Source organism: Christiangramia aestuarii (assembly GCF_009735585.1).
Classification (GTDB): domain Bacteria; phylum Bacteroidota; class Bacteroidia; order Flavobacteriales; family Flavobacteriaceae; genus Christiangramia; species Christiangramia aestuarii.
Genome location: NZ_VJVW01000001.1, coordinates 497466 through 523275, shown reverse-complemented (window position 1 = coordinate 523275; position 25810 = coordinate 497466). Strand labels below are relative to the sequence as shown.

The following is a 25810-nucleotide window of genomic DNA, read 5'->3' as shown; positions in this document are numbered from 1 at the left end:
TTTTTAAAAACGATAGAAAATGGCAGATTTAAAAGATTTCGCAGAACAATTAGTTAACTTGACAGTAAAAGAAGTAAATGAGTTAGCTGATATACTTAAAGAAGAATATGGTATCGAGCCTGCTGCTGCTGCAGTAGCTGTTGCTGGCGGTGCTGCTGGTGGTGGTGAAGAAGCTGAAGAGCAAACTGAATTCGACGTAATTCTTAAAGCTCCAGGTGGATCTAAACTTGCAGTAGTTAAACTTGTAAAAGAACTTACTGGACTAGGTCTTAAAGATGCTAAAGAATTAGTAGATGGTGCTCCAAAACCAGTTAAAGAAGGAGTAGCTAAAGACGAAGCAGAAGCTCTTAAAAAGCAATTAGAAGAAGCAGGAGCTGAGGTTGAGCTTAAATAAGCTTAACACAAGCAATATTATTTAGGTTTAGACCTCAGGAATTACTCCTGGAGGTCTAAACCATTTTGCGTATATAAAACTGAATGTTTTAAAAGCGCAGTTTTTTTTATATAAATTATAATCCCGTCCATTGATGTTAGCAAAGCAAACTGAAAGATTGAGTTTCTCTTCTGTTAAGAACAAGCCTGCTTATCCGGACTTTCTGGATCTGCAGATTAAGTCTTTTCAGGACTTCTTTCAATTAGAGACAAAATCAGAAGAGCGGGGAAATGAAGGTCTTTACAACACCTTCCTAGAAAACTTCCCCATTACGGACACCCGTAATCAATTTGTACTAGAATTCTTAGATTATTTTGTGGACCCGCCAAGATACTCCATCCAGGAATGTATCGAACGCGGATTGACCTACAGTGTACCTCTTAAGGCAAGACTTAAGTTATACTGTACCGACCCTGAACACGAAGATTTTGAAACCATCGTACAGGACGTATACTTGGGAACCATCCCATATATGACACCTAGCGGAACTTTCTGCATCAACGGTGCCGAGCGAGTAGTAGTATCTCAGCTACACCGTTCACCTGGGGTTTTCTTTGGACAGTCTTTCCATGCTAATGGAACTAAATTATATTCAGCCCGTGTGATTCCTTTTAAAGGATCATGGATTGAATTTGCGACAGATATTAACAGCGTAATGTATGCATATATCGATCGTAAGAAAAAATTACCTGTTACTACTCTTTTCCGTGCCATTGGATTTGAGCGTGATAAGGATATCCTGGAGATCTTTGACCTTGCAGAAGAGGTTAAAGTTTCTAAGACAGGACTTAAAAAATATCTTGGACGTAAACTTGCGGCCAGGGTACTTAATACATGGTATGAGGATTTCGTAGATGAAGATACTGGTGAAGTTGTTTCTATCGAGCGTAACGAGATCGTTCTTGACCGTGATACTGAACTTGAAAAAGATCACATAGAAGAAATTCTTGAAACCGGATCTAAAACTATCCTTCTTCATAAAGAGGATAACCAAACCGGTGACTATGCGATCATTCATAATACCTTACAAAAGGATCCTACCAACTCTGAAAAAGAAGCGGTAGAACATATCTATCGTCAGCTTCGTAATGCTGAACCGCCAGATGAGGAAACTGCTCGTGGAATTATCGACAAGCTTTTCTTCTCAGATCAGCGTTACAGCCTAGGAGAAGTAGGACGATATAGAATGAACAAAAAACTTGGTCTTGATGTAGAGATGGATAAGCAAGTGCTTACCAAGCTTGATATCATTACCATTGTTAAATATCTTATTGAGCTTATCAACTCTAAAGCTGAGATCGATGATATTGATCACTTGTCTAACCGTCGTGTTAGAACTGTAGGTGAGCAATTGTCTCAGCAGTTCGGTGTTGGTCTTGCACGTATGGCAAGAACAATCCGTGAGAGAATGAACGTTCGTGATAACGAGGTATTTACCCCTATAGATTTGATCAATGCGAAGACACTTTCTTCTGTGATCAACTCTTTCTTCGGAACGAACCAGTTATCTCAGTTCATGGACCAGACCAACCCTCTTGCAGAGATCACGCACAAGCGTAGACTTTCAGCATTAGGACCAGGTGGTCTTTCAAGAGAAAGAGCAGGTTTCGAGGTACGTGACGTTCACTATACTCACTACGGAAGACTTTGCCCGATTGAAACTCCTGAAGGTCCGAACATTGGTCTTATCTCTTCTCTTTCTGTTTACGCTAAAGTGAACGGAATGGGATTCATCGAAACACCATATCGTAGTGTGACCGATGGTAAGATCAACTCTTCTGAAGAACCAATTTATTTAAGCGCTGAAGAGGAAGAAGGTAAGAAGATCGCTCAGGCTAACATCCCATTAAAAGAAGATGGAACCATAGATACAGATCGTGTTATTGCACGTATGGAAGGAGACTTCCCGGTAGTTGATCCTAAAGAGGTTCATTATACCGATGTTGCGCCAAACCAGATCTCGTCTATTTCAGCTTCATTGATTCCATTCCTGGAACATGATGATGCGAACCGTGCCCTGATGGGATCTAACATGATGCGCCAGGCAGTACCACTATTAAGAACAGATTCTCCTATCGTTGGAACTGGTCTTGAAAGACAGGTAGCTACAGATTCTCGAGTATTGATCAATGCAGAAGGAGAAGGTGAAGTAGAATATGTAGACGCAAATAAGATCATCATCAAGTACGACCGTACGGATGAGGAAAGAATGGTAAGCTTCGACGATGATTCTAAGACTTACGATCTTATCAAATTCCGTAAGACCAATCAGGGAACCTGTATCAACCTTAAGCCGATCGTTAGTGTTGGAGACAGGGTAACTAAAGGACAGGTACTTTGCCAGGGTTATGCTACCGAAGCTGGGGAACTTGCACTAGGTAGAAACATGAAGGTTGCCTTCATGCCTTGGAAAGGTTACAACTTTGAGGATGCGATCGTAATTTCAGAAAAAGTGGTAAGAGATGATATCTTCACCTCTATCCATATCGACGAGTACTCTCTTGAAGTTAGAGATACTAAACTAGGTAATGAGGAATTGACCAATGACATTCCAAACGTTTCAGAAGAGGCTACAAAAGACCTTGATGAGCATGGTATGATCAGGGTTGGTGCTGAAGTGAAGCCTGGTGACATTCTTATTGGTAAGATCACTCCTAAAGGAGAAAGTGATCCAACACCAGAAGAAAAACTTCTACGTGCGATCTTTGGTGACAAAGCAGGTGATGTAAAAGATGCTTCGTTAAAAGCTTCTCCATCATTAAGCGGAGTTGTGATCAACAAGAAGTTGTTTGCAAGAGCTATCAAAGATAAGCGTAAGAGAGCTCAGGATAAAGAAGATGTTGCAGCATTAGAGAAGAAGTACGATGCTAAATTTGCCAATCTTAAGGCTGAACTTGTTGAGAAACTTTTCGCTATCATAGGTGGAAAAACAGCTCAGGGAGTACAGAACGACCTTGGTGAAGAAGTAATGCCAAAAGGTAAGAAGTACACGCTTAAGATGTTGAACGCTGTAGACGATTATACTCACTTAACTAGTGGTACCTGGACTACAGACGATCACCTTAACGAACTTGTTGCAGATCTTATACATAATTATAAAATCAAGGAAAACGATCTTCAGGGTAACCTAAGAAGAGAAAAATTCACCATTTCTGTAGGAGATGAACTCCCATCAGGAATTCTTAAACTGGCTAAGGTTTACATCGCTAAGAAACGTAAGCTGAAAGTAGGGGATAAGATGGCAGGACGTCACGGTAACAAGGGTATTGTTGCTAGAATCGTCCGTCAGGAAGATATGCCATTCCTTGAAGACGGAACTCCGGTAGACATCGTGTTGAACCCACTTGGGGTACCTTCACGTATGAACATCGGTCAGATCTACGAAACTGTGCTTGGTTGGGCCGGTCAAAAGAATGGTAAGAAATATGCCACTCCAATTTTCGACGGTGCTACTATCGATGAGATCAACGATCTTACAGATAAGGCAGGAATTCCAAGATACGGTCACACTTATCTATATGATGGTGGAACCGGGGAGAGATTTGACCAGCGTGCGACCGTAGGTGTGATCTACATGCTTAAACTTGGTCACATGATCGACGATAAGATGCACGCCCGTTCTATTGGACCATACTCACTTATTACTCAGCAGCCTCTTGGTGGTAAAGCACAATTTGGTGGTCAGAGATTTGGAGAGATGGAGGTTTGGGCTCTTGAAGCTTATGGAGCATCCAGCACTCTTAGGGAAATCTTAACCGTGAAGTCTGATGACGTTATCGGTAGAGCTAAGACCTATGAGGCTATTGTTAAGGGTGAGCCAATGCCAGAACCTGGATTGCCAGAATCTTTCAACGTACTTATGCACGAATTGAAAGGTCTAGGATTGGATATAAAACTTGAAGAATAACATTCTGTTGAATTGGCTACGCTTCGGCGTAGCCTCTCTAACGGAATATTCACAATAATTAGCAGCATTTATTATGGCTAGAAATAATGATAAAAATACAGTACAGAGGTTCAACCAGATCTCTATAGGTTTAGCTTCTCCAGAGTCTATCCTCGCGGAATCTCGTGGTGAAGTCCTTAAACCTGAAACGATCAATTACCGTACGCACAAACCAGAGCGTGACGGATTGTTCTGTGAGCGTATTTTTGGTCCTGTAAAGGATTATGAGTGTGCCTGCGGAAAATATAAAAGAATTCGATACAAAGGGATCGTTTGTGACCGTTGTGGTGTAGAAGTTACCGAGAAGAAGGTGCGTAGAGACCGTGTTGGTCACATCAACCTTGTTGTTCCTGTAGCTCATATCTGGTATTTCCGTTCTTTGCCTAACAAAATTGGTTATTTGCTAGGTCTTCCTTCCAAGAAGCTTGACATGATCATCTACTACGAAAGATATGTAGTGATCCAGCCAGGTAACGCGGTAGATGAAGAAGGAAATGCTTTAAAGAAAATGGATTTCTTAACTGAAGAAGAGTATCTGAACATTTTGGATGAACTTCCTCAGGAAAATCAATATTTAGAAGACAGCGACCCAAATAAGTTTATCGCTAAAATGGGAGCTGAATGTCTTATCGAAATTCTTAAGAGAATAGATCTTGACGATCTTTCTTACGAATTGAGACACAAGGCGAACAACGAAACTTCCAAACAACGTAAGACTGAAGCCCTTAAGAGACTTCAGGTTGTAGAAGCACTTCGTGATGCAAACAAAAATCGTGAGAACAACCCAGAGTGGATGATCATGAAGGTTGTACCGGTAATTCCACCGGAACTTAGACCTCTTGTTCCTCTTGATGGTGGTCGTTTCGCGACCTCAGACTTGAACGATCTTTACCGTCGTGTAATTATCCGTAACAATCGTCTGAAAAGATTAATGGAGATTAAAGCTCCTGAAGTAATTCTACGTAACGAAAAACGTATGCTTCAGGAATCTGTAGATTCATTATTCGATAATACAAGAAAATCATCAGCAGTAAAAACTGACTCAAACCGTCCGCTTAAATCCCTTTCAGATTCATTGAAAGGTAAGCAGGGTCGTTTCCGTCAGAACCTGCTTGGTAAACGTGTGGATTATTCAGCACGTTCGGTAATCGTTGTAGGACCAGAATTGAAGATGTTCGAGTGTGGTCTTCCGAAGAACATGGCAGCTGAGCTTTACAAGCCTTTCATCATCAGAAAACTGATAGAAAGAGGTATCGTAAAAACTGTGAAGTCTGCTAAGAAGATTATCGATAAGAAAGAACCTGTAGTTTGGGATATACTGGAGAACGTATTAAAAGGACATCCGGTATTATTGAACCGTGCTCCTACGCTTCACCGTCTGGGTATCCAGGCATTCCAGCCTAAACTTATTGAAGGTAAGGCAATTCAGCTTCACCCACTGGCATGTACCGCATTCAACGCCGATTTCGATGGTGACCAGATGGCGGTTCACTTACCACTTGGGCCAGAAGCTATTTTGGAAGCGCAGTTATTAATGCTTGCTTCTCATAACATTTTGAACCCTGCGAACGGTTCTCCAATTACAGTACCATCTCAGGATATGGTTCTTGGTCTTTACTATATGACCAAGCACAAAAAATCTACTGATGAAGAGCCTGTAAGAGGAGAAGGACTTACTTTCTATTCTGCGGAAGAGCTTGTAATCGCTTACAACCAGAAGAGAGTAGACCTTAACGCAGGTATCAAGATTAGAACTAAAGATTATAACGAAGAAGGTGAATTAGTATACCAGATCATCGATACTACTGTTGGTAGAGTGCTTTTCAACGAGGCTGTACCAGAAAAAGCAGGTTATATCAATGAGGTATTAACCAAGAAATCACTTCGTGAGATCATTGGTAAGATCCTTAAAATTACAAGTGTACCAGAAACTTCTGAATTCCTTGACCAGATCAAGGAGCTTGGTTACGGTTTCGCATTCCGTGGAGGACTTTCTTTCAGCTTAGGTGATATTATTATCCCTGAAGAGAAACAATCTATGATCGATGAAGCTAACGAGCAGGTTGAGGGTATCATTGGTAACTATAACATGGGTCTTATTACCAATAACGAACGTTATAACCAGGTAATTGACATCTGGACTTCAACTAACGCAGGTCTTACTGAATTGGCTATGAAGCGAATTCGCGAAGACAAGCAAGGATTCAACTCGGTATATATGATGCTTGATTCTGGTGCGCGTGGTTCGAAAGAGCAGATCCGTCAGCTTACCGGTATGCGTGGTCTTATGGCCAAGCCGAAGAAATCTAACTCTGGTGGAGGTGAAATTATCGAAAACCCGATTCTTTCTAACTTTAAGGAAGGTCTTTCGATTCTTGAATACTTTATTTCTACTCACGGTGCTCGTAAAGGTCTTGCCGATACCGCACTTAAAACGGCCGATGCTGGTTACCTAACCCGTCGTCTGGTAGATGTTTCCCAGGATGTGATCGTTAATGAGGATGACTGTGGAACGCTTAGAGGAGTAGAAGTTAGACCTCTTAAGAAGAATGAAGAGATCGTAGAATCATTAGGAGAAAGAATCCTTGGACGTATTTCCCTTAATGATGTGGTAAATCCATCAACAGATGAATTGATTGTTGGTGCGAATGAAGAAATAACTGAAGAGATCGTTGCCAAGATTGAAGCTGCGCCAATCGAGAGTGTTGAAGTACGTTCACCACTTACCTGTGAAGCGAAGAAAGGTATCTGTATCAAGTGTTACGGTAGAAACCTTGCAACTAACAAGATCGTACAAACAGGTGAAGCTGTTGGTGTTGTTGCTGCACAGTCTATTGGAGAGCCAGGTACTCAGCTTACACTACGTACCTTCCACGTGGGTGGTATTGCAGGTAACATTTCTGAGGATAACAAACTTGAAGCTAAGTTTGACGGTATCGCAGAGATCGAAGATCTTAAAGTTGTTAAAGGTGAGGCCCCTGATGGTGGAACTGCAGACATCGTGATTTCTCGTACTGCTGAACTGAAGATAAAAGATAAAAAGACAGGAGTTGTATTAAGTAACAATAACATTCCTTACGGTGCTCAGATCAACATCAATGATGGAGCTACTGTATCTAAAGGAGACGTTATCTGTACTTGGGATCCATATAACGGTGTGATTATTTCTGAATTCGCCGGTAAGATCAAGTACGAGAACGTTGAGCAAGGTGTTACTTATCAGGTTGAGATCGATGAGCAGACAGGATTCCAGGAAAAAGTAATTTCTGAATCCCGTAACAAGAAACTGATCCCAACGCTTCATATTTTAGGTAAGAAAGACGAAGTAATTCGTTCTTATAACCTTCCGGTTGGAGCTCACCTTATGGTAGACAACGAAGAGAAGATCGGAGTTGGTAAGATTCTGGTTAAGATTCCACGTAAATCTTCTAAAGCAGGGGATATTACGGGTGGTCTTCCAAGGGTAACCGAGCTTTTCGAAGCGCGTAACCCATCTAACCCTGCGGTTGTATCTGAGATCGATGGTGTTGTATCTTTCGGAAAGATCAAGCGTGGTAACCGTGAGATCATCGTAGAGTCTAAACTTGGAGAGGTTAAGAAGTATCTAGTGAAACTTTCTAATCAGATCCTTGTTCAGGAGAATGACTATGTAAGGGCTGGTATGCCATTATCTGATGGTTCTATCACTCCGGAAGATATCCTTAACATTAAAGGGCCAAACGCTGTACAGCAGTATCTTGTGAACGAAGTTCAGGAAGTATACCGTTTACAGGGTGTGAAGATCAACGATAAGCACTTCGAGGTTGTGGTAAGACAGATGATGCGTAAAGTAAGAATCGTAGATCCGGGTGATACTATCTTCCTGGAAAACCAGCTTGTTCATAAAGATGATTTCATCGATGAGAACAACAAGTTGTTTGGAATGAAAGTTATCGAAGATGCGGGTGATTCTGAAAAGTTGAAACCTGGACAGATCATTTCACCAAGAGACCTTAGAGATGAGAACTCTATTCTTAGAAGAGAAGACAAGAATCTTGCAACTGCAAGAGACGTGATCACCGCAACAGCGAATCCGGTACTTCAGGGTATTACCAGAGCCTCCCTTCAGACCAAGTCATTTATCTCGGCTGCTTCCTTCCAGGAAACAACCAAGGTATTGAACGAAGCTGCAGTAAGCGGTAAGATCGATGAACTAGAAGGATTGAAGGAAAATGTAATTGTAGGACATAGAATTCCTGCAGGTACAGGTATGAGAAAATATGATAGCATTATTGTTGGTTCCAAAGAGGAATTCGACGAAATGCTTGAGAGAAAGCAGGAAGTTAATTATAACTAATTCCTGTTAATAATAAGAAAAAAGGCTCCGCTCACCGCGGGGCCTTTTTTATTTATAACGATATTTGAGATATGAAGGATTATTTTAAGGAATTACTCGAATATTCGCATTATTACAACCTCGAGATCATCAAAAAGTTTCGAGATGGAGACCTGCATTTTATAGTCCCAGACCGAGCCGTGGAACTTTTATCTCATACCCTGAATGCCCAGAAGATCTGGAATGAACGCCTGAAGGGGAACAGCGATAATCTAAAGGTCTGGGAAGTTCATGAAATAAACCACCTGGAAACCATAGAAGAGGAGAACTACCAAGAAAGCCTGCATCTTCTGAAAACCGAAGATATGGACAGGATCGTGGAATACAGGAATACTAAGGGAGAAAGCTTTCAGAATACTGTAAAAGACATAATCTTTCACATGGTGAACCATTCCACCTATCACCGCGGACAGATCGCGACAGAATTCAGAAAACAGGGAATTGACCCGGTAGTTTCAGATTTTGTCTATTATAAACTGAAAAAATAATATTAGAATCTTAAATTGAATAAAATTTAAAACATGGAAGACGATAAAAAGAATAAGAACCAGAAGGGAAAGATCAATATAGAACTGGATGAAGCGGTAGCCGAGGGTACCTATTCCAACCTTGCCATAATTAACCATTCTGTTTCAGAATTCGTGGTAGATTTTGTGAATATCATGCCGGGAAGGCCTAAAAGCAAGGTGAAGTCCAGGATCATTCTTACTCCGCAGCATGCTAAAAGACTGCTGAAGGCACTTGGTGATAACATCAATAAGTTCGAGCAGGCCCATGGAGAGATCAGAGATTACGATAAGGCTCCGCTACCATTGAATTTTGGACCTACAGGACAGGCTTAATTGAGTAGGCAGTTAGTAGGCTGTCAAATATAGACTTATCAACTAAAAAGAGATTTCTCGCTTCGCTCGAAATGACTTTTTCTATACGAAGTCATTTCGAAGGAGAAAAGCGACTGAGAAATCTCTTTTTTTCATTAAAATCAATCTTTTCACTTTCCATTTTGCACTTCTCAAGAAGTATATTTTGCGAAATAGATCTTCGCGGCTTTCATTACTCTTGGAGCAAGGATTAGAGTCGAGATCATCGTGGGGATAGCCATTAAGGCAAAGAATCCGTCAATAAGGTTCAGAATAAAGCTTAACGAGGTAGTCGCACCCAGAATAATACTAAGAATATATATCCAGTTGTAATATTTTTTGTTCTTGGCGCCCATCAGGAAAGAAAGACATTTCGTACCGTAGTAAGAGTACGAAAAGAGCGAAGATATACTGAAGGCCAGGATACATAATAATAACAGGTAATTCCCAACATAAGGTATCGCCTGGTCGAAAGCGGCGGCGGTAAGGCTTACACCATTCACATCTGTACTTTGCCAAACTCCGGTTACCAGAATTGCCATGGCCGTTAAGGTGCACACTACCAATGTATCTATGGCAGGCCCTAACATCGCGATAAGTCCTTCCCTGATAGGTTCAGAAGTTTTACTGGCTCCGTGGGCCATGGTGGCCGTTCCAATCCCGGCTTCGTTTGAAAAGGCACCTCTTCTAATTCCCAATAAGATCAATCCTCCCAGGATCCCACCTAGTAAAGGATCTCCCTTGTAATTGTTCGCGGCGAAAGCATCTGTGAAGATCATTCCGAAATATTTTAAAACTACCTCGTAATTCACGAACAGGATGGCCAGTACCGAAATAAAATAAAGGGCGACCATAGCCGGTACCAGTTTGGACACGGTCTTACTAATGCGGTCCAGGCCTCCAATGATCACCACAGTGGTGATAAGCGTTAGGCCTATACCAATGATAAGGTTGGAGGTGAAACCTGTTTGAATATCGTTTGGTTCCAGAAGTATATAATTGATCGCCTGCGTGAGCTGGTTCACGTTGAATACCGGTAAGGCTCCAACCAGTCCCGCCAGCGCGAAAAATACAGCTAATGGCTTCCATTTTTTGCCAAGGCCTTCCACGATAAAATACATTACTCCACCCTGTATCTTTCCATCAGTATCCTTACCACGGTACATAACCGCGAGGCTGTTGGTAAAGAATTTTGTTGCCATACCAACAATAGCGCTTATCCATAGCCAGAAGATCGCGCCGGGTCCGCCTACGGCGATGGCTACGGCTACTCCGGCAATATTACCCATTCCTACCGTCGAGGATAGGGCGGTAGATAGTGCCTGGAAATGGTTGATGTCTCCCGGATCATCAGGATTGTTATATTTTCCTCGCAGTACCTCTATAGAATGGCCAAGATACCTGAAAGGGATGAACCTTGAATAGATCAGGAGGTAAATTCCGCCTCCAATAAGCAGGACTACTAGGGGGATTCCCCATACGGCAGAAGCGAATTCTGCTATAAAATGATCGATTTGGGACATAGAAAAACTTTGTCCCCGAAAATAGTAAAATTTGTGGGGGTATCTATCGAATAAAATTGACTTTTAAAATTTCGTCACCCTGCAATTGTTCCAGAGCCATTATGAGATGCTGAAACAAGTTCAGCATGACGCGTATAGTCACAAAATTTTAAAACTCTGAAGTAAAATGGAATTTGATCGACGGATATTTCTGCTGGGTCATCTGTAGCGAGAATTGGGAATCTGCCAGGAATACCAGCTGTCCAGATTTATCTTTGGCCAGGTATTTGGATTTTACCCTCTTAAAGTCCTTGAATTCCTCACTTTTCTCGTCTTCGGCTTCTACCCAGGTCGCTTTATGTACGTTCAGGTTCTCATAAGTACATTTCGCGCCGTATTCGTGTTCCAGCCTGTATTGGATCACCTCGAACTGAAGCGCTCCAACTGTTCCTATCACCTTTCTACCGTTCATTTCCAGTACGAAAAGCTGGGCAACACCTTCATCCATCAGCTGGTCGATACCCTTTTCCAGTTGTTTGGATTTCATAGGATCTGCATTGTTGATATACCTGAAGTGTTCTGGTGAAAAGCTCGGGATTCCGCGATACATCAGCGTTTCCCCTTCAGTAAGTGTATCGCCAATTTTGAAGTTCCCGGTATCATGAAGACCTACGATATCCCCCGGATAGGAAACATCCACGATCTCTTTCTTTTCTGCAAAGAAAGCGTTAGGAGAGGAGAACTTCATGTTTTTGTTATTCCTTACGTGAAGGTAATTCTTATTTCTTTCGAACTTTCCGGAAACTATTTTTATAAAGGCCAGCCTGTCACGGTGCTTGGGATCCATATTTGCGTGGATCTTGAATACGAACCCGGTGAAATCTTTTTCTTCCGGCTTTACAACTCTTGTGTCACTTTCCTTGGGCCTTGGTGGAGGCGCGATATTGATAAAACAATCCAGCAATTCTCTAACCCCAAAATTGTTAAGGGCAGATCCAAAGAATACAGGCTGTAATCTTCCCTGCAGGTAGGCATCACGGTCGAATTCAGGATATACACCCTGGGCAAGCTCCAGTTCTTCCCTTAAAGTATCTGCCGCATTGTCGCCTATCAACTGGTTCAGTTCTTCAGACTGCAGGTCGCTGATTTCAACGGTTTCTTCGATATCCTTCCTCGGATCGCCGGTAAAAAGGTTTACGTTCTTTTCCCAAATATTATAGATACCCTTAAAGTCATAGCCCATTCCAATAGGGAAACTCAAAGGGGTTACGGTAAGGTTCAGTTTTTGTTCGATCTCATCCAGCAACTCAAAGGCATCTTTACCTTCCCGGTCAAGTTTGTTAATGAAAACGATCATAGGGATGTTACGCATCCGGCAAACTTCAACAAGTTTCTCGGTTTGTTCCTCGACACCCTTGGCAACATCTATCACCACGATCACCGAGTCTACGGCGGTTAGGGTTCTAAAAGTATCTTCAGCGAAATCCTTGTGTCCCGGAGTATCCAGGATATTGATCTTAATATCTTTATATTCAAAAGCAAGTACAGAAGTCGCAACAGAGATACCTCTCTGGCGCTCAATCTCCATAAAGTCACTGGTAGCACCCTTTTTGATCTTGTTGGATTTTACGGCACCGGCTTCCTGAATTGCCCCACCAAAAAGCAGTAGCTTTTCTGTAAGGGTGGTTTTACCCGCATCAGGGTGGGAAATAATTCCAAAGGTTCTTCTCTTGTTGATCTCTTTCTGATAATGCTTCATTCCTCTTGCTATTGGAGCGGCAAAAATACTATTATTTTCAGGATTTTTCTAAATGGATTTGAAGGCTTTAGAGATAATTTACGGCTGAATATTTCCGAAAAAATAAAAAGATGGGATGCTGTCGCACCCCATCCTGTTTTTCATAGCAATAATCTTCCGATCATTTGCATTTATATCTACGGTAATTCTTTTGCCGTGGTTTTGAATATTGCATCCAGCCCAAGAAATAATTGGGGTTTCCGACTTTTTATGCGACCTTTATATAAACTACTTCACTAAAGATCATGGGTTTTTCTCTACAAAACCGAAACCTGGTCGCAATTTTAATTGCGTTGATCTTGTTTTTTAATTTTTCCGCGAGTTCACAGAATAAGACCGAAGTGCTGGCCAAAGGCAGTTATGCCATAAATATGGGTCTTGTCCCGCAGACCCATGGGAATGCGCTTAAACCCTACGGACTTATCTATGAACTGCTAACGGAATATCCTGTAGAAATAAAATGGGTGATAGAACCTAATAAGAGGAAGGATGGAATAGATTTTAAACTCGAAGATGAGACCTTTAGGTCCAGCTCTTTTGTAGTCCCGGTTTCCTATCTTACCGATGAAGTTAAACAAGTGATTTCTTCCTGGGAAACCAAGGGCGTGGTTGGTTCTTATCTGGACGAGGATACCGCCTTGCCTGTTTTTTCTGAACTCTCGGTAGCCCCGAAATGGACGCTGGATAAACAGAATGGCATTATCGCCCTTTCTTATTTTAAAGCGGCTGAGATCCCTGCCTCGGCCTTTGGAGGGTATAGTTCCCAGAACTGGAAGCTGCCGGAAGAATTGGATATTTGTGACGATATATTCGTGATGCCCCATGCAGAGCCTAAATTCGAGACCCATAAAAATCTTTATTTCTGGAACAGGGATTATAAAGGTGCCATCTGGGCCGGTTGCCACGCAGGCAGTCAGCTGGAAAATTTATATGGTCCTGCTTCTGAAGCTAAAAATGCTGAATTGATTCAGCTGAATTTCCTTTCGGCTGGTACTGCCGGTGCCAGGACCACAGGATTGGTACCTTATTACGAGCATAGGTTCGCCTCTCCGCCCTATGCACACCAATTTCCCTCAGATCCCGTAGCGCAGTATATTGGGAAGAGCGATATGGCGCTTATCAATGGGTCTGAAAGGATTTTTTATCCAAAAAAAGCGAACATCTGGCGGGAAAGCGCAAGGCAGATCATTATTGATCCCACCGCGCCAGATGTACCTGAGATTTCCAATGGTCCCGGTGCAATCCTCATCTACGGTCCAGGCTTTGGAAATCCGAAGAACGGGCTGGTAATGTACCAGGCTTCGCATGATTTTTCGGGAAATAAACCCGAGAATATTGCTGCCATGCGAGCATTCTTCAACTGGAGCTTTTATGCCAGCGAAGTAAAAAGGAAGGAGAATATCATCAAGTTTCAGAACATTAATGGAGACAAGATCTTCGCGGCCAGGGTAGGGGACGATCTGGCCAAAATGCTCAATCTGGACCCGATTCTTTTCGATCTGGACAAGGCCGAGATCAAACCTAAAGCGGCAAGCCATCTAGATGAGATTGCGGCTTACATGATAGAATATCCCGAACTTTTAATAGACATCCGGTCACATACCGACAGTCGTGCCGACGATGCTTATAATCTCAAATTATCCCAGCAAAGGGTGAAGGTGACCAGGGATTACCTAATTCAGTCTGGAGTAGATGTCGCCAGAATCTCCGGCAGGGGTTACGGTGAAACCGAATTGGTGAATGATTGCCGTAATGGTATCCCCTGTTCAGAAGCCTCGCATGAGAGGAACAGGAGGTCTGAGTTCATACTTTCCATTAACTGCGATATATATTCCGGTAATCTCAAACTTTAGGAATTGCTTAATCAGCTTCCCTGTGATAAAAAATTCCGATTTTGTACATTTGAGCTTCAATTAAAAAAATGGCAGAAGAAAAAGTAATTTTAGTTAACGAAAAGGACGAGCAGATAGGGCTCATGGAAAAGATCGAAGCGCATGAGAAAGCCTTGCTGCACAGGGCATTTTCAGTTTTCGTCTTTAACGATAAGAATGAGCTGATGATACAGCAGAGAGCCTTTGGGAAATATCACTCACCGGGCTTGTGGACCAATACCTGCTGCAGTCATCAAAGAGAAGGAGAGTCGAATATCGAGGCCGGAAAACGCAGGCTTCAGGAAGAAATGGGGTTTTCTACAGAGCTGAAGGATACGATTTCCTTTATCTATAAAGCACCTTTTGATAATGGCCTGACTGAACATGAATTCGATCATATCCTTGTTGGGAATTTTGAAGGTGAACCAGATCTAAATCCCGATGAGGTTGCCGCCTGGAAATGGGTTTCCCTTGAGGACCTTAAGGTGGATATGAAAAAAAATCCTCATATTTATACGGAATGGTTCAAGATCATTTTCGATAAATATTATTCACATATTCAGTAATGAGAATCACTGTACATAGAAAAGCTCATTTTAATGCGGCACATCGTCTCTTCAGAAAAGACTGGGATGATGAAAGGAATTTCGAGGTGTTTGGAAAGTGCAGCAATCCCCATTATCATGGGCATAATTACGAGCTTATAGTTTCGGTGACCGGTGAGCCAAATCCTGAAACCGGCTTCGTGATGGACCTTAAGATCCTGAAAGAGCTTATCTATAGTGAGGTAGAAGAAGCATTTGACCATAAGAATCTTAATGTCGAGGTTCCTGAATTCGAAGAACTGATCCCAACTGCAGAGAACATCGCCGTGGTGATCTGGAATAAGCTCAGGACCAAGATCAAGGAGGATCATGATCTCGAGATCACCCTTTATGAGACTCCGCGAAACTTCGTAACCTATAAAGGGGAATAATATGAAGATAGGAGACAAAGTACCCGATCTGGAACTAAAAGATCAGCATGGAAATAACTTCAGATTCCATCACCTGATAGGGAAAAAGGCCTTTGTGGTCTATTTTTACCCAAAAGATTTTACTCCCGGTTGTACCAAAGAAGCCTGTAGTTTCAGGGATAGTTACGAAGAATTCAAAAAGCTGGGCGCTGAGGTGATCGGGATAAGTGGTGATTCGGAGCAATCCCATTTCAAATTTGCCGATAGGTATAACCTGCCATATATATTTCTTTCAGACCAGAATAAAAAAGCACGGAATGAATTCGGGGTAAAACCGAATCTTTTGGGATTACTTCCCGGAAGGGAAACTTTTATTTTCGATAAGGACGGAAAACTGCTACACAACTTCAATAACATGAATGCCAAAAGGCATATGCCTGAGGCACTAGCGGTGCTGAAAAAAAATCAGCATTAATTTCCTTTAATTTCATCCACATTTCGAAAAATAGTTTAAATTCGCAGCCGAAATTTATTTGATAATGGCGAGTAAAAGATTGCTTAAAAAGGACGTGAATTATGTAATGGGAGACATCATCGATGCTGCCTATATTCACCAAATGGCTCATCCAAAAGAAGACCCGGCGAAGTCTGAGGCTATAGTAGATGAGGCTATCAGTGATTATGATGAATTGATTAGAGAGATCAATCGTCGTGATGTAGAGAACAAACAAAAGCATTTTAAAGCTGTTCAGGCAGATCTTGAGAAAAAGGCCAAGGCTTTGATCGAGAAACTGAACGCACTTTAATAAGTTGCCGATGTAGCTCAGCTGGCTAGAGCAGCTGATTTGTAATCAGCAGGTCGTGGGTTCGAGTCCCTCCATCGGCTCTTAATGAAAACCTCCCTTTTTGGGAGGTTTTTTTTATGGAATCAATTTGGATTTAAAAGCCTGTCATGGGCCTAGGCGAACGGAGTAATTTTATCGGCTTAAAAAAAGCCTCTTCAAAAGAAGGGGCTTTTTTATTTGACCAAGGGGTTATTTTTTTACTAAATCGCGTGCATCAATGTAATGCTTCTAGTTTCAGATGTTTTGAAGTTCTTTCCTGTACTCTTTTAAATTCCTGCTCATCTTCCCGTACGTCCCTGTTCCAGAATGGGATCATCTCTGCCAGTTTTTCCTGGGTGCTCGATTTTTCCAGCCGTTCCGGGAAGGCTATTTTTAATACTTCCAGCATGATGTGAACAGCGGTGGATGCTCCCGGGGAAGCACCTAGTAAAGCAGTGATCTTTCCGTCCTTGCTGTGTACTACATCAGTACCAAATTCAAGAATTCCTCCCTTTTCCTTGTCTCTTTTTATGATCTGTACCCGCTGCCCGGCAACCATAAGTTCCCAGTCTTCGGGTTTCGCATCCTTTATAAATACCTTCAGTTCTTCAACCCTGTCTTCGTGGCCCATTCGAACCTGGTCAATTAGATAGGAGGTGAGCGGTAGATTGTGCCAGAAAACTCCCCACATAGAAGGAAGATTATTAAAGCGCAGGGATTTGGGCAGGTCCAGGATAGAACCTTCCTTGAGAAATTTTGTACTGAATCCGGCGAATGGCCCAAACAACAATTCCTTTTTTCCATTGATGAACCTAGCATCCAGGTGCGGAACAGACATCGGCGGAGCATCGACCCCGGCCTTGCTATATACCTTCGCATGATGTTTTTCAATGATCTCCCTGTTCTTGCAGAATAACCACTGCCCGCTAACTGGAAAGCCGCCGTAGCCTTCTTTTTCCTTTATTTCCACTTTCTGCAGTAGGGGAAGAGCTCCGCCACCGGCGCCTATAAAAACATGTTTGGCATCGTAATAGGTCTTTTCTCCCGTTTTAAGATCTTTAACTTCGGCAGTCCAGTCCTCGGGGCCGTCGGGATCTATATCCAGTACCTCCTTGTTTCTTAATACCGGGACTTTAAATTTGTCTTCCAGGATCTTAAAATACTGTTCGGTGAGGGAACCAAAATTCACCCCTGTGCCGAGTTCCATCCTGGTGGCCGCCATTGCTTCGTTTGCATCCCTGTTCTCCATGATGAGTGGAAACCACTGCTTTAGATCTGAATGCTTTTCTGAAAACTTCATTTGCTCGAACATGAAATGTGAGCTCATGGCCTCGTACCTGTTTTTCAGGAATTCCACATCCTTTTTTCCGCGTACCCAGGCGTGGTGCGGAATACTGTGTACAAAACTCTCAGGCTCCTTGATAAGTCCCTTGCTAACCAGATAGGCCCAGAATTGTTTGGATTTTTCAAATTGCTGGAATATTTCGATGGCCTTGGAGATATCTACATTGCCATCTTCATCTTGCGGAGTATAGTTCAATTCGCAAAAGGCAGAATGTCCTGTTCCTGCATTGTTCCAGGCTTTGGTGCTTTCCTGCGCAACTTTATCCAGCCTTTCCAGAATGAGGATCTTAAGTTCCGGAGCGGAAAGTTTCAGGATAAGGGCAAGTGTGGCGCTCATGATGCCGCCTCCAACACAAATTAGGTCGTATTCGCGATTGGTGTTCGTCATAGTAATTGGATTTGCCTCAAGTTAAGTATTCCAATCCCAAATTTCAGCTAACAAAAAGCTAAGAACATGTTATAACAAAAAAGGAGCCTACTGGCTCCTTTAAGATATTTTTCCAAAGATTTTTATGAATTTTCGCTGGCAGTCTGGTTTTCTACCTTTTCTTCCAGTTTTTCTTCTTTTTTACGCTCTTTAAGAAAATCCTTCAGCTCCTGGCCATATTTCGATTTCTTTACTTTCGGAGCCAGAGAAGTATAGATGGTATCCAGATATTTGATATTGGCGTCGAATACTTCAGAAAGGGCCAGGTAAGGAGCGATCTCATGGTCTTTATTGTTAATCGCGAAGTTAACGGTATACAGGTATTTTCTTTTCAGAAGTTTATCATACTTCTGGTCGATCTCCATCAGTTTTTCCTCGTCCTGAGCCTTTTCAGCTTCAAAACTTTCCTTAATAAGTTCAAGGTTCTGGTCATTGAACCTGTTGATCATTTTACGATATTCCATCAATTTCTCTTGGTTCACAGAACCTACGATCTTCGCGCTGGTTTCAAACTTTTCAAGCTTGGTATTGATGGTCACCTCTCCCTGGTCTGCGAAAAAATCTATACGGTCGTCGTACTGATTATTATCTACCTTTTCCAGGTACAGGTACATGATCTGAGGGCTTTCAATATAAGTTTCCATAGTGAAGTTCGGGTCGCCATCTACCACTACAGAATCAACGTTTACCAGGATGGTGTCCTGGATCTTTTGAAGGAATAAGGTCCCTTTTTTTAGGCCCTTGATCTCCCCACTAACAATTAGATTGCTTTCTTTTTCTGAACAAGCAGTTATGCTTATTAATATTACTAAAAGAAGAGCTAGTTTTTTCATGTTTTGAATTCGGATTTTAAAGGAGCGCAAATATCTTATATTTTTCTATTTATTACTAACTACCGGCAGCTATTTGCATTAAAATTGTACACAGGATCGCGCCGTAAGTTCCCACTACATATCCAAAAACGGCGAGCAATACACCTACCGTGGCTAGCGAAGGATGAAAGGCTGCTGCGACCACCGGGGCCGAAGCTGCACCACCTACATTGGCCTGGCTACCCACCGCCAGGAAGAAATATGGCGCTTTTATTAATTTCGCGGTAGTTATAAGTACGATCACGTGAATAAGGATCCAGATAAGGCCTATTCCTAAAAGTCCCGGATTTTCGAAGATCTTTCCAAGATCCATTTTCATACCGATGGTGGCCACCAGGATATAGATGAAAATACTTCCTATTTTACTGGCTCCGGCTCCCTCGTAAGATTTGAATTTTGTGAAAGATAATCCTATCCCGATAGCGGTGGCAATGGTGATCATCCAGAAGAACTGGGAGGAGAAGGAGGATAAGGCGCTTTTGGAATCGCTGAAGATCTCGAAGTTTGCCAGCAGGTATTCAGACATTCCATCTGCGCCCCAATGTGCAAGACCTACCGCGCCGAAGGCCAGGGCAAGCATGATCATGAAATCTGGCAGGGAAGGGTTACGCACCACGCTTTCAGCATACGAGCTTACCTTCACCTTAAGGTCTTCTATAGCCGAATTATCTGCTTTTAACCAGTTGTCTATGCTATTATTTTTGCCAATTCCCATTAGGACGATCGCCATCCAGAGATTGGCAACCACGATATCCACAAGCACCATCCCGCCATAAAGTTCCGGATTGTATTCATATATCTCCAGCATGGCAGCCTGGTTCGCACCACCACCAATCCAGCTACCCGCAATGGTAGACAATCCTCTCCATATTGCATCGGGCCCAACTCCGCCAAGGGTTTCCGGGGAGATGATAGACATGATCAAGATCGCGACCGGACCTCCCAGCACGATCCCAATTGTTCCGGCAAAGAACATTATAAGTGCTTTTGGGCCAAGGTTAAAAATGGCTTTGAGATCTATACTTAGGGTCATAAGGACCAGTGCGGCCGGTAGCAAATACCTGCTGGCCACAAAATATAATTGGGAAGTTTCATCATCTATCCAGCCCAGGGAATTGAAAATGGCAGGGATCAAATAGCACATCAAAAGCGCCGGTACCACTTTATAGAATTTACTCCAGAAACCTTCTTTTTGGGATGAGGTGTAAAAAACAAAGCCGAGAGCAAGCATTAACAAACCAAAGACAATCGCGTCGTTGGTGAACAAGGTAGATTCTTCCATAAATTTTTAACTAGGTTGCCGGCAAAATACAATTTTTATTATTTCCAGAATCAGGTAAGCAGCGACTTATATTTTTAGCAGGTCAGAAATACTTTTGGCCACACCGTCTTCCTTGCCGGGAGCAGTTACCATGTGAGCGACTTCAAGCACTTCGGGCTTGGCATTACCTACGGCGATCCCCATGCCCACGCCGCGTAGCATCTCGATATCATTATAGTTATCTCCAAAAGCCATGCTCTGGGATAACGGGATCTTAAAATGATTTTCGAGCAGGTGGTTCACGGCAGTAAGTTTAGAAATAGCCTTAGGAGCTATTTCGATATAGGTTGGTTTGGAACGATAGAGGTGAAGCTGCTCGGGGTATTTATTTTTCAGGAAACTAAAAATGCTATCGATCTTTTCTTCTTCGCCCATGGCCATGATCTTGTGAGCTCCCTTTTCCTCTTCTTTCCATTTTTGGATCACCACCTTATTTTCATGGAATTCCGGTTGTACTTTGGTGTTGTTGATCTCCCTCCTAGTCCAGAAATCGTCGCGTGGCACGTACCATTCATCATTATGGAACAAGCTAAGATGAACATCATGATCGAGGTTGTAATCATGAAGATCTTCCAGGATCTCCAGAGGAATTTCGGTGGAACTGGTGGTTTTGCCGTCGGCAATAATGAGTCCGCCGTTATAACTTATCAAAGGCAGGTGCTCTATATCCATTTTTTTCTGAAGATGCCTCATGGCTGCTGGCATCCGGGAAGAGATCAGGATAAAGGGAATGTTAGAGTTGTTTAGTTTTTTTATGGTTTTAATGGTGTATTCAGACAGGTCTCTCTCGGCATTCAGCAGGGTTCCGTCTATATCTGAAAAAATTATTTTGAACATTATTCTTCCTTCTTTTGGTTTTTAGGGTGTCTTTTTGCCTGTTTCAGCGCGTTATTCAGCATCCATTCAATCTGCCCGTTGGTACTTCTAAACTCGTCTGAAGCCCACTTCTCGATAGCTTTTAGCATATCTTCATCTACTCTTAAGGCGAATGCTTTTTTCTTGCCCATAATTTACTCAAGTTCTTTGATAAAATCAGTGATTATCGGGATCAATTGCGGGTGTAAAGGCAGGTTAGGTTCGTTATAAGATTTTGTGTTCACGAGTCTGTCATCGGTTTTTATTTCCCTGAAAATATGGTTCATATTTTCAACGATCTCCAGCCGGGAATCTGGTCCGGCGTTTTTGAGCATTTCTGCTTCTTTGACCTCTACCTGAATATCTGAAGTTCCATTGATGATCAAGACAGGAATATCTAATTTTTCGATCTCTTCGGCAGGATCGTATTTCATCCAGCTTTGCATATAAGGCTGAACCGATGGTTTAAAGATATTTTCGAGCATAGGGCTGTAATTGGTCGTTTGGCCATTTTCCCTTATTTCATTGAAAGCGGTCCTGGCATTTTCTGTTAATTGCGGAGCCATTTTATCGATCTGCTCTACGATAACATTGTCTATGGGCTGGGCTGCCCCAGCAAGAGAGATGTAGGCATCGGCTTTTTCCCTGGCCGCCAGCATTCCAACCAGGGAGCCCTGACTGTGTCCCGCGATCACGAGCTCATTATAAGTGTCCCGCTCCTCAAAATAATTCAGGATTTTCTCCACATCATTTACCAGGTCTTCGAACCTCAGGTCTTCCTCCTTGATATTTAACTCGTTCATCTTAAAGATTCGCTTGTCGAATCTGTAACTGGCTATGCCGTTAGCTGCAAGTTCCCTGGCAATCTTTTTCATCCCGTCGTTCTTCATCAGGGCCTGGTTCCCATTTCTGTCGGTTGGACCAGATCCCTGGACAAATATGACCAGGCTTTTAGCCTCGCCGGTTGTGGGAGAGGTGAGTGTGCCTTCAGTAAACTGATCGATCTTCAGGTCTTCTTCCATATATTCTTCCTGGGCAAAACTTCCCTGAGAGATGAGTAAGATCAGGAAGGCAAATAGTATATTTCTCATGCTGTTTTAAATTTTTCCCGATAACGGGCAATTACTTTTTGTGCTTTTTCCGGCTTATTGGTGCCGATCAGGAATTTTTCATTATCCTTTGTGATGATCTGTATGCCCATATTTCCGGAAACATTGTAAGCCTTGGCTTTTCCGAAACCTCGAATTCCCCAGCCACCATATTCCTGTACTGGCAGATACTGGCGGACATAGCAATCTTCAATCTTCTCCCATTTATATTGTCTTTTAAAGACTTTTAATGGCCTGAACTCTGCCCTTATCCCGCGGGCATCGATTTTCGTTTTTAACCTTATCACCCAGAAAAGGACAATAATTAGCAATACCAGGCATAAACCGAGAAGGTTGGTGCTTCCGCTGCTGTTATCACCTAAACTGTTGATTAGCGGGATAGAAGTAACGACTAGGGTGCTCCCCAGGACCAAAATAATCCACCATTGCCGGAAGGCCTGTTCTTCCTTGAATATCCTCATCTTTTAATGATTGAGAGTTCCGGCATTCACTACCGGGGTGGCATCTCGATCCCCGCACAGCACAACCATCAGGTTACTAACCATGGCGGCCCGCCTTTCAGAATCCAGGTCTACCAGTTCCTTACGGCTCAATTCATCTAGCGCCATTTCTACCATACTTACTGCACCTTCAACTATCTTATGCCTGGCCGCGACAATAGCAGTTGCCTGTTGTCTTTTCAACATGGCACTGGCGATCTCATTAGCGTAAGCAAGGTACCCGATCCTGGCTTCCAGTACTTCTATCCCCGCGATATCCAGTCTTTCTTCAAGTTCTTTTTCCAGGGCATCGCTTACCTCGTTCATACTCGATCTTAAAGTGATATCCTCGTCCAGGCCTTCGTCTGCAAAATTATCATAAGGATACATACTGGCGAGTTTTCTAACTGCCGCATCTGTTTGTACCACTACAAAATTTTCAAAATCATCTACGTCAAAAGAAGCCTTGAAAGTATCCATTACCCTCCAGACAAGGATCGTGCTTATCATGACCGGGTTCCCCAGTTTGTCATTTACCTTTAGCCGTTCACTGTCGAAGTTCCTTGCCCTTAATGAAATTTTCTTTTTGGTGTAGAATGGGTTCACCCAGAATAAACCGTTCTGTTTTACGGTTCCTTTATAATCCCCAAATAAGAGAAGGACTCGTGATTCATTTGGATTTACCAGTATTAAGCCCGGCAGAATAAGGATTGCAATAAAAAATGCTATTGCCCAGAGGGGATTGGCGGTATTTAAGACCGCAACGATACTTCCTATAGCTAGAATGAGGAAGACGAAAAGCATCACGTAGCCGTTAAATGCCTTTATGGTTTTTTCTTGTGTCATGATTGAATTAGTTTCTGATATTAAAATGATATCATAAATATATAATATTAAATTTTAATCTTCTTTATTCTTAACAGTTATTTTTTTCTGGCTTCCTTATATTTGCCGCAAATATTTTAAATAATGAAGAATATCTTGTTTACAGCCGCCTTCTTGCTGGTTTCGGTTTTTAGCTTCGCATCTGAAGGTGATTGGGGTAAAACCGGGCACCGCGCAACGGCTGAGATCGCAGAAAAACATTTAACCGAAAATGCTAAAGAAGCTATAGATGAATTGCTGGGAGGATACGGCCTGGCGTTCGTGGCAAATTACGCAGATGATATTAAAAGCGATCCTGAATACAGAAAATATGGTCCCTGGCATTATGTAAATATTTCTCCGGAAGCTGATAAGTATAAGATCGAAGAGGCAAGTAAAAAGGGAGACCTGGTTCAGGCAATCAGGAAATGTGTGGCCGCATTAAAAGATAAGGAAACCTCCAAGGAACAAAAGGAGTTTTATTTGAAGATGCTGGTGCATTTTGTAGGAGACCTTCATCAGCCTTTTCACACCGGGCATGCCGAAGATAAGGGTGGTAACGATATTCAGGTAAGATGGTTTAATGACGGTTCTAATATCCACAGGGTATGGGATAGTGAGATGATCAATTTTTACCAGATGAGCTATACCGAACTTGCAATAAATACCAAAGATCTTTCCAAGAAAGAGATCAAAGAAATTAAAAAAGGCAAGCTGCTGGATTGGGTTTACGAATCCAGGGAAATGGCTGAAGATCTTTATGCCGGGGTTCAGAACGGCGAAAAACTAGGTTACTCCTACATGTACGAACATATGCCTACCGTATTGAACCAATTGCAAAAAGGAGGGATTCGCCTGGCAAAAATCCTGAATGAAATTTACGCGGAAGAAAGTTCAGATTCTTAATAGATCTTTCTATAGGTTAGGTTGATCCTGGGTTCAGAGACTTTTTTTGTTTTGGGAAGCTGATGTTTCCAGAATTCCTGGGTTGAACCTTTCATGATTAAAAGGCTGCCATGTTGCAGCCTTATTTTATGCCTGGCAGTTTTGTCTATTTTATGTTTTAAATGAAAGATCCTTTCGGCTCCCAGGCTTACGGAAGCGATAACTGGGTTTTTGCCGAGTTCCTTTTCGTCATCGGCATGCCATCCCATGCTATCGGCACCATCCCGGTATAAATTGGCCAGGCATACATTAAAGCTGGTATCGCTGTATTTTTCGCATTTTCTCCTTACCTCCTCCAGCTCAGGAGGGAATGGTTGCGGGTGCATTTCCAGGCCAGAATATCTATAACTTTTGCCGTCCTCTCCAAAAAGAGCAGTGAGTCGTGGCTGCAGGATCTCCCTGCCAAATAGTTTTATCTTCTCCTGTTTCCACTGGCTAAGGTCAAGTAATTTTTCCAGGTAATCATCGGCCGTAGTGGGATCAAAAAAAGTGGGATAGTATTCTATTTGCCCGTCCTTAAGATCTATGCTCTGCTTTTTCATGGTCTTAAAATTTCAAATAGAACCAGGCCCACCACATCAAAAAGAACTGTAAGGGTATTCTTACGATTAAAATCCACCTGGGAATGCCTGCGGCGGCCTTTTTGCCTGAAAGCATGTAAAAATGTACCAAAAGGAAAATAGTAAGCATAAGTATGATCCCGTAGATCGCCAAGTCTTTAGTTTCAGGGAATAGCAACGAAACTCCCAGTATGATCTCGGCCAGGCCGCTTAAATAAACCAGGCTCTTATGCGCCGGGAGGTAGCGCGGCATGATCCTCATGTACATGGCGGGTTTCAAAAAATGGAAGATTCCGGCGATTATATACATAAAAGCCATTAAATAAAGATGCCAGGGGTATATCATAAAGATCAATTTTTGATGAAGATAAGAGAAAATATGGTATGACGAAATTTGTTAAAAAGGTTCATAAAACAGATTTTTGTTGTGTAAATTCTTAAAATAGAGTAATTTCAACGCCCTGAATCTA

23 protein-coding genes and 1 tRNA gene are annotated in these 25810 nt (G+C 42.4%); 12 read left to right on the top strand and 12 right to left on the bottom strand.

Annotated elements, in window-relative coordinates; all coding sequences use genetic code 11:
- Window positions 1-19 precede the first annotated feature (19 nt).
- From rplL to FLP08_RS02215, 5 genes are all read left to right on the top strand, one after another.
- On the top strand, window positions 20-394 hold the full coding sequence (rplL, locus tag FLP08_RS02235) for a 50S ribosomal protein L7/L12 (RefSeq protein WP_156273609.1): 375 nt from the start codon (window positions 20-22) through the stop codon (window positions 392-394).
- A gap of 133 nt (window positions 395-527) precedes the next feature.
- Entirely contained in the window at window positions 528-4340 is a 3813-nt protein-coding gene (gene rpoB, locus FLP08_RS02230; protein ID WP_156273607.1) for a DNA-directed RNA polymerase subunit beta, read from the top strand.
- Window positions 4341-4413: 73 nt separating this feature from the next.
- Entirely contained in the window at window positions 4414-8715 is a 4302-nt protein-coding gene (rpoC, locus tag FLP08_RS02225; RefSeq protein WP_156273605.1) for a DNA-directed RNA polymerase subunit beta', read from the top strand.
- Between the two features lie 71 nt (window positions 8716-8786).
- Window positions 8787-9242 carry a DinB family protein gene (locus tag FLP08_RS02220; RefSeq protein WP_156273603.1) on the top strand — a complete coding sequence of 152 codons (456 nt, stop codon included), beginning with the start codon at window positions 8787-8789 and terminating at the stop codon, window positions 9240-9242.
- A 33-nt stretch (window positions 9243-9275) separates the two neighbouring features.
- The gene (locus FLP08_RS02215) at window positions 9276-9596 is read left to right on the top strand and encodes a DUF3467 domain-containing protein (RefSeq protein WP_156273601.1); all 321 of its coding nucleotides are present in this window, start codon (window positions 9276-9278) and stop codon (window positions 9594-9596) included.
- A gap of 170 nt (window positions 9597-9766) precedes the next feature.
- On the opposite strand, the gene FLP08_RS02210 is transcribed toward FLP08_RS02215, so the two are convergent.
- Both FLP08_RS02210 and FLP08_RS02205 read right to left on the bottom strand, forming a co-directional pair.
- Complete coding sequence (locus FLP08_RS02210) at window positions 9767-11137, bottom strand: alanine/glycine:cation symporter family protein (RefSeq protein WP_156273599.1); 1371 nt, start codon at window positions 11135-11137, stop codon at window positions 9767-9769.
- Between the two features lie 148 nt (window positions 11138-11285).
- Window positions 11286-12875 carry a peptide chain release factor 3 gene (locus tag FLP08_RS02205; RefSeq protein ID WP_156273597.1) on the bottom strand — a complete coding sequence of 530 codons (1590 nt, stop codon included), beginning with the start codon at window positions 12873-12875 and terminating at the stop codon, window positions 11286-11288.
- A 338-nt stretch (window positions 12876-13213) separates the two neighbouring features.
- On the opposite strand from FLP08_RS02205, the gene FLP08_RS02200 reads away from it, so the two are divergent.
- The 6 genes from FLP08_RS02200 to FLP08_RS02175 all read left to right on the top strand — a co-directional run bounded on the left by FLP08_RS02200 (window position 13214) and on the right by FLP08_RS02175 (window position 16626).
- Entirely contained in the window at window positions 13214-14767 is a 1554-nt protein-coding gene (locus FLP08_RS02200) for an OmpA family protein (RefSeq protein ID WP_238388430.1), read from the top strand.
- A gap of 68 nt (window positions 14768-14835) precedes the next feature.
- Window positions 14836-15351, top strand: a complete 516-nt coding sequence (gene idi / locus FLP08_RS02195; RefSeq protein WP_156273593.1) for an isopentenyl-diphosphate Delta-isomerase — start codon at window positions 14836-14838, stop codon at window positions 15349-15351.
- Window positions 15351-15761 (top strand): 6-pyruvoyl trahydropterin synthase family protein, encoded by a 411-nt coding sequence (locus FLP08_RS02190; protein WP_156273591.1) that lies wholly within the window; start codon window positions 15351-15353, stop codon window positions 15759-15761. The genes idi and FLP08_RS02190 overlap by 1 nt, the downstream gene beginning before the upstream one ends.
- Window position 15762: 1 nt before the next feature.
- Window positions 15763-16215: a peroxiredoxin gene (locus FLP08_RS02185; RefSeq protein WP_156273589.1), complete on the top strand. Its 453-nt coding sequence runs from the start codon at window positions 15763-15765 to the stop codon at window positions 16213-16215.
- Window positions 16216-16279: 64 nt separating this feature from the next.
- Window positions 16280-16546, top strand: a complete 267-nt coding sequence (locus FLP08_RS02180) for a hypothetical protein (RefSeq protein WP_156273587.1) — start codon at window positions 16280-16282, stop codon at window positions 16544-16546.
- Between the two features lie 6 nt (window positions 16547-16552).
- Window positions 16553-16626: transfer RNA gene (locus FLP08_RS02175), tRNA-Thr, on the top strand.
- A 173-nt stretch (window positions 16627-16799) separates the two neighbouring features.
- On the opposite strand, the gene mqo is transcribed toward FLP08_RS02175, so the two are convergent.
- From mqo to FLP08_RS02135, 8 genes are all read right to left on the bottom strand, one after another.
- Complete coding sequence (gene mqo / locus FLP08_RS02170; RefSeq protein ID WP_156273585.1) at window positions 16800-18296, bottom strand: malate dehydrogenase (quinone); 1497 nt, start codon at window positions 18294-18296, stop codon at window positions 16800-16802.
- Window positions 18297-18418: 122 nt separating this feature from the next.
- On the bottom strand, window positions 18419-19168 hold the full coding sequence (locus FLP08_RS02165) for a DUF4369 domain-containing protein (RefSeq protein WP_156273583.1): 750 nt from the start codon (window positions 19166-19168) through the stop codon (window positions 18419-18421).
- Window positions 19169-19223: 55 nt separating this feature from the next.
- Window positions 19224-20489, bottom strand: coding sequence for a DUF819 family protein (locus FLP08_RS02160; protein ID WP_156273581.1), 1266 nt, complete (start codon window positions 20487-20489; stop codon window positions 19224-19226).
- 66 nt (window positions 20490-20555) lie between these two features.
- Entirely contained in the window at window positions 20556-21365 is an 810-nt protein-coding gene (locus tag FLP08_RS02155; RefSeq protein WP_156273579.1) for an HAD family hydrolase, read from the bottom strand.
- Complete coding sequence (locus FLP08_RS02150; protein WP_156273577.1) at window positions 21365-21535, bottom strand: type II toxin-antitoxin system antitoxin; 171 nt, start codon at window positions 21533-21535, stop codon at window positions 21365-21367. The genes FLP08_RS02155 and FLP08_RS02150 overlap by 1 nt, the downstream gene beginning before the upstream one ends.
- Before the next feature lie 3 nt (window positions 21536-21538).
- Window positions 21539-22474, bottom strand: coding sequence for an alpha/beta hydrolase family protein (locus tag FLP08_RS02145; RefSeq protein WP_156273575.1), 936 nt, complete (start codon window positions 22472-22474; stop codon window positions 21539-21541).
- Window positions 22471-22953, bottom strand: a complete 483-nt coding sequence (locus FLP08_RS02140; RefSeq protein WP_156273573.1) for a hypothetical protein — start codon at window positions 22951-22953, stop codon at window positions 22471-22473. The genes FLP08_RS02145 and FLP08_RS02140 overlap by 4 nt, the downstream gene beginning before the upstream one ends.
- A 3-nt stretch (window positions 22954-22956) precedes the next feature.
- On the bottom strand, window positions 22957-23817 hold the full coding sequence (locus tag FLP08_RS02135) for an SPFH domain-containing protein (protein WP_156273571.1): 861 nt from the start codon (window positions 23815-23817) through the stop codon (window positions 22957-22959).
- Window positions 23818-23940: 123 nt separating this feature from the next.
- Here FLP08_RS02135 and FLP08_RS02130 point away from each other — a divergent pair, with 123 nt between their 5' ends.
- The gene (locus FLP08_RS02130) at window positions 23941-24741 is read left to right on the top strand and encodes a S1/P1 nuclease (RefSeq protein ID WP_156273569.1); all 801 of its coding nucleotides are present in this window, start codon (window positions 23941-23943) and stop codon (window positions 24739-24741) included.
- On the opposite strand, the gene FLP08_RS02125 is transcribed toward FLP08_RS02130, so the two are convergent.
- Window positions 24738-25322, bottom strand: a complete 585-nt coding sequence (locus tag FLP08_RS02125; protein ID WP_156273567.1) for an alpha-ketoglutarate-dependent dioxygenase AlkB family protein — start codon at window positions 25320-25322, stop codon at window positions 24738-24740. The genes FLP08_RS02130 and FLP08_RS02125 overlap by 4 nt on opposite strands.
- A 4-nt stretch (window positions 25323-25326) precedes the next feature.
- Window positions 25327-25686: a DoxX family protein gene (locus FLP08_RS02120; protein ID WP_156273565.1), complete on the bottom strand. Its 360-nt coding sequence runs from the start codon at window positions 25684-25686 to the stop codon at window positions 25327-25329.
- Window positions 25687-25810: the final 124 nt, after the last annotated feature.